General features: G+C 65.3%; 8 protein-coding genes. All 8 read right to left on the bottom strand.

The features are described from left to right. Positions 1-123: 123 nt before the first annotated feature. The 8 genes from fliJ to ACIP1G_RS31665 all read right to left on the bottom strand — a co-directional run bounded on the left by fliJ (position 124) and on the right by ACIP1G_RS31665 (position 8,817). Positions 124-576 carry a flagellar export protein FliJ gene (fliJ, locus tag ACIP1G_RS31700; protein ID WP_400744529.1) on the bottom strand — a complete coding sequence of 151 codons (453 nt, stop codon included), beginning with the start codon at positions 574-576 and terminating at the stop codon, positions 124-126. A gap of 6 nt (positions 577-582) precedes the next feature. Next, positions 583-1,938 carry a flagellar protein export ATPase FliI gene (gene fliI / locus ACIP1G_RS31695; protein WP_400744527.1) on the bottom strand — a complete coding sequence of 452 codons (1,356 nt, stop codon included), beginning with the start codon at positions 1,936-1,938 and terminating at the stop codon, positions 583-585. Then, positions 1,928-2,710, bottom strand: coding sequence for a flagellar assembly protein FliH (fliH, locus tag ACIP1G_RS31690; protein ID WP_400744524.1), 783 nt, complete (start codon positions 2,708-2,710; stop codon positions 1,928-1,930). Before fliH ends, fliI begins: the two co-directional genes overlap by 11 nt. Positions 2,711-2,874: 164 nt before the next feature. Continuing rightward, positions 2,875-3,894 carry a flagellar motor switch protein FliG gene (fliG, locus tag ACIP1G_RS31685; protein WP_400744522.1) on the bottom strand — a complete coding sequence of 340 codons (1,020 nt, stop codon included), beginning with the start codon at positions 3,892-3,894 and terminating at the stop codon, positions 2,875-2,877. After that, entirely contained in the window at positions 3,887-5,665 is a 1,779-nt protein-coding gene (fliF, locus tag ACIP1G_RS31680; protein WP_400744519.1) for a flagellar basal-body MS-ring/collar protein FliF, read from the bottom strand. Before fliF ends, fliG begins: the two co-directional genes overlap by 8 nt. 15 nt (positions 5,666-5,680) lie before the next feature. Beyond that, positions 5,681-6,013, bottom strand: coding sequence for a flagellar hook-basal body complex protein FliE (fliE, locus tag ACIP1G_RS31675; protein ID WP_341796426.1), 333 nt, complete (start codon positions 6,011-6,013; stop codon positions 5,681-5,683). Positions 6,014-6,244: 231 nt separating this feature from the next. Beyond that, complete coding sequence (locus tag ACIP1G_RS31670) at positions 6,245-7,600, bottom strand: sigma-54-dependent transcriptional regulator (RefSeq protein ID WP_400744515.1); 1,356 nt, start codon at positions 7,598-7,600, stop codon at positions 6,245-6,247. Then, positions 7,600-8,817 carry a sensor histidine kinase gene (locus ACIP1G_RS31665; protein WP_400744531.1) on the bottom strand — a complete coding sequence of 406 codons (1,218 nt, stop codon included), beginning with the start codon at positions 8,815-8,817 and terminating at the stop codon, positions 7,600-7,602. The genes ACIP1G_RS31670 and ACIP1G_RS31665 overlap by 1 nt, the downstream gene beginning before the upstream one ends. Between the last annotated feature and the right edge of the window lie 327 nt (positions 8,818-9,144).

Raw genomic sequence — 9,144 nt, 5'->3', positions numbered from 1 at the left:
GCGCGCGCCTGGCACAGGAGGGACTGGCCCGAAACAAACGTAGGAGCGGCTTTAGCCGCGAAGCGCCGCGCGGGCGGCGCTCGATCTCACAGGCGACAACCACCTCAAGGCGCCCCCCAAACCCTACAAATAATTCTGCCGAGGCAACCGCTGGGACAATTCATCAAGCAAACGCTGCTCGCGCTTGTCTTCAGCACGCCGGGCTTCTTCCATATATCGCTGCACCAGCTTGCGCAAGCCTTCAACCCGGGCATAGGCCTGCTGCCAGGTGCCACGGGCGTTGTTGAGGTTGTTCTGGTGCCAGACCAGGCTCTGGCGCTGCTGGGTCATGGCCGTTTCCAGCTGCCCCAGAAAGCGCTGGTAGTTGACCAGCCAGCTGCCATTCACCCCCTGCCCACCGCGGTTGATCCACTGCAGCTGGTAATCCTCACGAAACCGCTCAAGCTCGGTTAGCTTGGCCTGGGCCTGGGCCACCTGCTGCTGGAAATGCCCAAGGCGTTGGGCCGCCTTGCGCTCGGCCTCCTCGGCCATGTCCACCACCGGCGCCAGGCGCGCGGCGCGTCCGGGCAGCGCCATGGCCTATCAGCCCGCCGGGGGCGTGAAGATCGCCCCCAACTGTTCGCGGCTTTGCGCCATGCCCACGTTCTCGCGCAGGCCCTGGCGCAAGAACTCCACCAGCTTCGCTTGCAGGGCAATGGCCAGGTCGGTCTCCGGGTCACCACCCGCCACGTAGGCGCCTACGCTGATCAGGTCGCGGCTTTGCGACAGGCGCGACCACAACTGCTTGAACTTCTGCGCCTGGCGCAAATGATCGGCATCGACCACCTGGGGCATGACCCGGCTGATCGAAGCCTCGATGTCGATGGCCGGGTAATGGCCCTCTTCGGCCAGCCGCCGCGACAGCACGAAGTGGCCATCGAGCACACCACGCGCCGAGTCGGCGATCGGGTCCTGCTGGTCATCGCCTTCGGACAGCACGGTGTAGAACGCCGTGATAGAACCACCGCCCGGCTCGCCGTTGCCCGCCCGCTCTACCAGCTTCGGCAGCTTGGCAAACACTGAAGGCGGGTAACCGCGGGTAGCCGGTGGTTCGCCGATGGCCAGGGCAATTTCCCGCTGGGCCTGGGCGAAACGGGTCAGCGAGTCCATCAGCAACAGCACGTTCTTGCCCTTGTCGCGGAAGTACTCGGCAATGCGCGTGCAGTACATGGCCGCACGCAGGCGCATCAGCGGCGCATCGTCGGCCGGCGATGCCACCACCACCGAGCGCTTGAGGCCTTCTTCACCCAGAATGTGCTCGATGAACTCCTTGACCTCGCGGCCCCGCTCACCAATCAGGCCGACCACGATGATTTCAGCTTCAGTGAAGCGGGTCATCATGCCCAGCAACACCGATTTACCCACGCCGGTACCGGCAAACAGACCCAGGCGCTGGCCGCGGCCGACGGTGAGCAAGCCATTGATGCTGCGGATGCCCACGTCCAGCGGTTTGCTGATGGGGTCACGGTTGAGCGGGTTGATCACCGGGCCATCCATCGGCACCCAGTCTTCGGCTTTCATCCCGCCCTTGCCATCCAGCGCACGGCCGGCGCCGTCGAGCACCCGGCCGAGCATGCTCATGCCCATGGGCAGGCGGCCGCCGTCATCCAGCGGCACCACCCGCGCGCCAGGGGCAATACCGACAATGCTGCCGACCGGCATGAGGAACACCTTGGGCCCGGCAAAGCCCATCACTTCGGCTTCGACCTGCACCGGGTGGTAGCTGTCGTCGTTGATCACCAGGCAGCGGCTGCCCACCGCAGCACGCAGGCCTTCAGCCTCCAGGGTAAGGCCGACCATGCGCAACAGGCGGCCTTCGACGATGGGCTGGGCCGGCAACTCGATGGCCTCGGCATAACTGCCCAGGCGCTTGCCGAAGCTGGTGCGTTTAAGGTGCATCAGGGGCGTCCACCGGGCTGTTCAAGTCGACCGCGATGTCTGCCGCTGCCGGGTGCAGGGCATGGTCATGCAACTGGTCGAACAGTTGCGCCACGGCTTTTTCGATGCGCGTTTCCATCGACGCGTCGATGCGGCTGTGGGCGGTTTCGATGCGGCAGCCGCCGGGCAGCAACGTGCTGTCTTCCAGCAGCCGCCAGCTTTCTTCATGACGCTCGCGCAGGGCCTTGGCCAGCTCGAAATCCTGCGGGTTGAGGTGGATGCGGATATTGTCCGCGCCCATGGGCAGCAGTTTCAGCGCTTCGCGCAGCACCTGGGCGATCTGGCTGGAATCGTTGTGCAGTTCACGGCCGATCACCTGGCGGGTCATGTGCGCCACCAGGTGCACCAGGGTTTTCTCGATCTGCGTGTCCTGCTCGGCAATCGGCTCCATCAGGTTGGCCATCAGCCGCTCCAGGCTGTTCAGCTTGGCATTCAGGGCTGCCTCGGCTTCCTGGCGGACCTTGAGCTGGGTACTGTGGAAGCCCTCGCGCTCACCGGTGGCGAAGCCCTCGTTGTAGGCCTCCTGGCGGATGGCTTCGAGCTCTTCCAGGGTCAGCGGCTGGACTTCTTCCAGCGGCACTTCCTCGACTTCTTCCTCGATGACCTCGGGCTCTGGCTCCGGCTCGGGTACGGGCTCGGGTTCCGGGTCAAAGCTGGGTAGCGCCCACACGTCCACGCCCTCAAGGTCGCGGGCACGGATCAGGTCGCTGGGGTGATGTTCTTTGGTGGACATGTTTTCAGGTACTCAAGACCCTGTTCAAAGGGATACGGGTTTGGCCCCCGTGGGAGCGGGCTTGTCCCGCGAAGCAGGCAGCGCAGTGCATGGCACCGGCGTTGCCGGTGTTCGCGGGGCAAGCCCGCTCCCACACGAAACCCTCAAGGCCCGCAGCTAGCGGCTTAGATCATTTCCTCGGCGCCCTTGCCGCCAAGCACAATCTCGCCGGCCTCGGCCATGCGGCGGGCGATGGTGAGGATTTCCTTCTGCGCCGTTTCCACGTCGCTGACCCGTACCGGCCCCTTGGCCTCCAGGTCGTCGCGCAGCAGCTCCGAGGCACGCTTGGACATGTTCTTGAAGATCTTGTCCTTGACCCGCTCGTCGGCGCCCTTGAGCGACACCACCAGCACGTCGGACGACACTTCGCGCAGCAGCGCCTGGATGCCACGGTCGTCGACATCGGCCAGGTTGTTGAAGACGAACATCAGGTCTTCGATCTGCTCCGACAGGTCGCTGTCGATTTCGCGGATAGAGTCCATCAGTGCACCTTCCACCGAGCTGTCGAGGAAGTTCATGATGTCGGCGGCGCGCTTGATGCCGCCCAGGGTGGTGCGCGCGGCGTTGGAGTTGCCCGAGAACTGCTTCTCGAGGATTTGGTTCAGCTCCTTCAGCGCTGCCGGTTGCACGGTGTTCAGCGACGACACGCGCAAGACGATGTCCAGCCGTACCTTGTGGTCGAAGTTGCTCAGCACTTCGCCAGCCTGGTCCGGGTCGAGGTAAGCGACCACGATGGCCTGGATCTGCGGGTGCTCGTAGCGGATCACGTCGGCCACGGCGCGCGGCTCCATCCACTTCAGGCTGTCCAGGCCGCTGGTGTTGCCACCCAGCAGGATGCGGTCGACCAGGCCATTGGCCTTGTCCTCGCCCAGGGCCTGGTTCAGCATCTTGCGGATGTAGGCGTCAGAGCCGACACCCAGGCTGGTCTGGTCACCGACGATGTCGATGAACTCGCCCATCACCTGCTCGACCTGGTCACGGTGCACATTGCCCATCTGCGCCATGGCCACACCTACCCGCTGCACCTCCTTGGGCCCCATGTGCCGCAGCACCTGGGCAGCATCGGTCTCGCCCAGCGAGAGCAGGAGGATCGCCGCTTTGTCGACGCGGCTAAGCTTGGCGGTAACGGCTCGGTTATCACTCATCGGCGTTGATCCAGTCTTTCACGACCTGGGCCACGCGGCCCGGGTCTTCGGCCACCAGGCCTTTGATTGCGTTGAGCTGTGCCTCGTAACCCTCGCTCGGGCTAGGCAGCAGAATGCTTGTAGGGCCACCCAAGCTGACGCGGTCGTTGGCCAATTCGCCATCGAGCCCCATCATGCCGCCCAGCTCCATGTCGCTATCCGAGGCAGCCTGCTTGCCGCCCCCAGTGATGTTGTTGAGCACCGGCCGCAGCACGCCGAACACCAGCACCAGGATGAACACCACACCCAGTACCTGCTTGACGATGTCCCAGAACCACGGCTGCTGATAGAAGGCGATCTCGGCGATTTCTTCGCCACGGTCGGCGGCGAACGGCACGTTGACCACCGTCACGCTGTCGCCACGGCTGGCGTCGAAGCCGACCGCGTCCTGCACCAGGCGGGTAAAGCGCGCCAGGTCTTCGGCAGCCCACGGCGCACGGGTGCTTTCGCCGGTGGCCGGGTCGATCTTGGCCTGGTCGTCCACCACCACCGCCACCGACAGGCGGGTCATGCGCCCCTGCTGCTGGCGGGTGTGGCTGATGGAGCGGTCCAGCTCGAAGTTCTTGGTGCTTTGCTGGCGCTTGTCCGACGGGTACGGCGCCAGCATCGGCTGGCCGGTGGCCGGATCCATGATCTGCTGGCCGTTGGCGTCCACCAGCGGCTGGCCTGGCTGAATGGCCGCGGCCGGGGTAGCGGCAGCACCGGTGGTTTGCGGTGCCGAGGCAGCGCCTGGCGGCTGGTTGCTCAGCGCGCCGGGCACGCCTTGCGGGCCTTGGCTGCTGGCACGCTGTTCGTCCACCGACTGCTCGCTGCGCAGGGCCGGCTGGTCGGGGTTGAACTGCTCGGAGGTCGACTCGACCGCACTGAAGTCGAGGTCGGCAGACACTTCGGCCTTGTAGCGGTCATTGCCCAGCACGGGTTGCAAAATGTTGTGCACACGCTGGGTGAGCATGCTTTCCACCCGGCGGCTGTAGTCGAACTGCTTGCCTGCCTGGGTCAGCGAAGAATCCTGGATCTGTTCGGACAGCAGGTTGCCCTTCTGGTCGACCACGGTGACCTGGGACTTGTCCAGTTCCGGCACGCTGGTGGCTACCAGGTTGACAATGGCCATCACCTGCCCGGCTTCCAGCGCGCGGCCCGGGTACAGCTCGACCAGTACCGAGGCGCTGGGCTTGCGCTCGTCTCGCACGAACACCGAGCTTTTCGGAATGGCCAGGTGCACGCGCGCAGCCTTGACGTTGTTCAGGCTGGAAACGGTACGCGCCAGCTCGCCTTCCAGGCTGCGGCGGTAGCGGGTGGCCTCCATGAACTGGCTGGTGCCCAGGCCCTGCTCCTTGTCGAGCAGTTCGAAACCGACATTGCCATCGCTCGGCGCCACGCCGGCGGCTGCCAGTTTCAGGCGCGCACGGGAGAGGTCGTCGGCCTTGACCAGCAGAGCACCAGAGTTGGGCTCGACGTTGTAGGGGATGTCGGCAGCGGCCAAGGTGTCCATGACCTGCTTGGTGTCCATGCCGGCCAGGCTGCCGTACAGCGGGCGGTAATCCGGCTGTTGCGACCACAGCACCACGGCAAAGCCGATGGCCACGCTGGCGGCCAGGCCGACCATGAGGCCGATCTGACGCAGCGCGGGCATCTGCGCGATGTTTTCCAGAAACGCCATGCCGAACAGCGGCGGCTTGGCCGCTGGCGTGCCAGCCTTGGCGGGGACGTTGTCGACGACTGCATCAGCCATGGTTTACGTCCGTCCTCAAACCGGCATCTGCATGATGTCCTGGTACGCCTGGACCAGCTTGTTGCGCACCTGGGTCATGGCCTGCATGGACACGCTGGCCTTCTGCGAAGCGATCATCACGTCGGTCAGGTCGACGCCGCTCTTGCCGATTTCGAAGGCATTGGCCAGTTGGGTCGAAGCCTGCTGCGTCTCATGCACCTTGCCAATGGCCTGGCCGAGCATGTCGGCAAAGGTACTCTGCCCTGGCGCCAGCTCGGGGGCCGCGGCCACCTTGGGCAGCGACATGGCATCGGCCTGCATGGCCCGCATGTCCAACATCAGACGATTGAATTCAACACCTTGGCTCATGACCTTTCTCTCTCCTGCGGCCGCATTTTTTTGACACTCATGCGGCGAATAGCCTACGTAAAGCAACAAAGGTGCCAGCCTTTGCAATCACTTCCACGGGATTACGCGGTCCCTGTGGGAGCGGGCGCGCCCGCGAACACCGGCGCAGCCGGTGACAGCCACCGCGTTGAATTCTTCGCGGGCACGCCCGCTCCCACAGAGGATTGTGCCCCAGCGGGGTACGGGGTCTCATCAGCCGAACAGGCTGGCCTCGACGTCAAACCCGGCATCGCGCATCTGCGCCAGCTTGTAGCGCAAGGTACGCGGGCTGATCCCCAGGCGCTCGGCCGCCTCTTTGCGGCGGCCGCGCTCGGCGCGCAGGGTGTCGATGATCATCTGATACTCATGGCGACGCATGTCATCACCCAGCCCGCTGGCGTCGCTAACCTGCTCAAGTGATGGCGTAGCGCCAGCCGACAATGGAATGGCGCCTGCCAGACAAAAATCCGCCGCCTCGATCACACCGCCCTGCTGCAGGATCAACGCCCGTTGCAAGGCATTGTCCAGCTCGCGCACGTTGCCCGGCCAGGCATGCGCCTGCAGGCTGGCCCGCGCCTGAGGCGACAGGCGCACCGGGGTATGCTTCATCTTGGCCACATGGCGCGCCAGCAGGCGCTCGGCCAGCTGCAGGATGTCACCCGGGCGTTCGCGCAGCGGCCGCCAGGCCAGGGGGAACACCGACAGGCGGTAGTACAGGTCTTCACGGAAGCGCCCAGCCGCCACTTCGCCAGCAAGGTCGCGGTTGGTGGTGGCCAGCACGCGAATATCCAGGCTGATCGGCTTGCGCCCACCTACCCGCTCCACTTCACGCTCTTGCAGCACCCGCAGCAACTTGGCCTGCAAGGCCATGGGCATTTCCGAGATTTCGTCGAGCAGCAGGGTACCGCCCTCGGCCTGCTCGAACTTGCCGGCCTGGGCGGCGATGGCGCCGGTGAAGGCGCCCTTCTCGTGGCCGAACAGGGTGGCCTCAAGCATGTTGTCGGGGATGGCCGCGCAGTTGATCGCCACAAAGGGCTGCGCCGCCCGTGGCGACTGCTGGTGAATGTAGCGCGCCAGCACCTCTTTGCCGGTACCGGATTCGCCGGAAATCAACACGGTCGAGTCACTGCGCGCGACACGCGCGGCCAGCTCCAGCAACTGCCGACTGGCCGGTTCGCAGGCCACCGGGCCTTCCTCGCTGACCACCCGGCCAGCAGCATGCCGCTCGACCAGGCTGAGCAGCGCCTTGGGCTCGAATGGCTTGACCAGGTAATCCGCAGCGCCCTGGCGCATCGCCTCGACGGCACGCTCCACGGCGGCGTGCGCAGTCATCAGCAACACCGGCAACTGCGGCTGCTGGCGACGCAGCTGGGCCAGCAACTGGTGCCCGTCCATGCCGGGCATGTTCACATCGCTGACCACCAGGCTGAAGGCATCATCCAGCACCGCGTCCAGCGCCTCTTCGCCGCTGCCCACCGCCTGGTAGGCGAAGCCACCGATCTCCAGGGTATCGCCCAGCGCCTGGCGCAATACGCGGTCATCCTCGACCAGCAGCACCTTGATTGCCATTACACGCCCTCCGCCAGTTGCCCATCAATCAATGGCAACGTCACCCGCACACAAGTGCCACGACCGACCTTGGAACGCAGGCTGAGCGTGCCCTGGTGCGCCCGCACCACGGCCTTGACCACGGCCAGGCCCAGCCCGGTGCCGGTCGCCTTGGTGGTGAGGAACGGCTCACCCAGGCGGCCGAGCAAATCGGCGTCGATGCCGCTGCCTGCATCGCTGACACACAGGTGCAAGCTGTGCTCGCGGCGGAACAGGTGCACCTTGAGCCGCGCCGGGCCATCGCTGGCCTGCAGGGCATTTTCGATCAGGTTGAGCAAAGCGCCGACCAGGGTGTCGCGGTTGCACAGCAACTCGCCCAGGTGGCTGTCACACTGCCAGCGTACGGCATGCCCCTGCACATGGGCCTGGGCCGCCTGCTGCAGGGCCTGAAACAAGGCTTTTGGCGTGACCCGGTCACCCAGCGGCAGCTCGCCACGGGCGAATACCAGCATGTCGCGCACCTGGTGTTCCAGCTCATGCAGGCGCTCTTTCAGGGTGCCGGCGAAGCGTTGACGGGTTTCTGCGGTCAGGTTCTGCTCTGCATCGGCCAGGTGGCTGGCGTAGAGCATGGCGGCTGACAGCGGCGTGCGGATTTGATGTGCCAGCGAGGCAACCATGCGCCCCAGCGACGACAAGCGCTCGTGGCGGGCCAGTTGGTCTTGCAGGCGGCGGGTTTCAGTCAGGTCGTTGAGCAGTACCAGCTGGCCGGGCTCGGCATCCAGCGAGCGGGTGGCGATGGACAGGCGGCGGCCGTCGCGCAGCGAGACCTCGTGGCCGTCGTCCTTGCGTGGGGCGAAGCTGCGGGCGATCACCTGGCGCCATAGCTGGCCGATCAGCGGCTCACCGAGCAGTTCGCAGGCAGCCGGGTTGGCTTCGCGCACCAGGCCCTGGCCATCGATCACGATGACCCCGCCGGGCAGCAGGTCCAGCAGGTTTTGCAGGCGGTTGGCCAGGCGCTCTTTTTCGCTCAGCTCAGCGATACGCTGGGCGCTGACCACCGCCAGCTCGCCCTTGAGTTCGCTGACTCGGGCTTCGAGCAGGCTGTAGGACTGGCTCAGCTGGCTGGACACCTGATTGAACAGGGCGAAGGCGTGCTCGATTCCCTGGCGGCTGTCCTGCTCGACCGGGGTTAGCCCCTGGTGATCAGGAGCTCGGGATAGGTGGGCGGCCTGGGGCATCATGCTCTCTCGCGTGGCTGACCGTCATAAAAACGGTATGTTGCCAGCGGTGTAGCAATAGCCGTGCCGGAGATGGGGGCTTAGCGAGAGTGAAGACAGCGCAAAGGCTGGAAGGTGCTTGCCGGGGGATTTGCAGGGCCTGCGAGATCGAGAGCCGCCGGGTGTTCGCCAATGTGTTTTCGGCGCCTGTGAGATCGAGCGCCGCCAGGTGTTCGCCGTGACATTTATGGCACCTGTGAGATCGAGCGCCGCCCGCGCGGCGCTTCGCGGCTAAAGCCGCTCCTACGTTTGTTTCGGGCCAATTATTCCTGTGGGATTTGCGCGCGT

Source organism: Pseudomonas sp. NPDC089392 (assembly GCF_044749595.1).
Classification (GTDB): Bacteria; Pseudomonadota; Gammaproteobacteria; order Pseudomonadales; family Pseudomonadaceae; genus Aquipseudomonas.
Note: the sequence above shows the minus strand (reverse complement) of the source record. Positions and strands in the feature narration are given on the sequence as shown.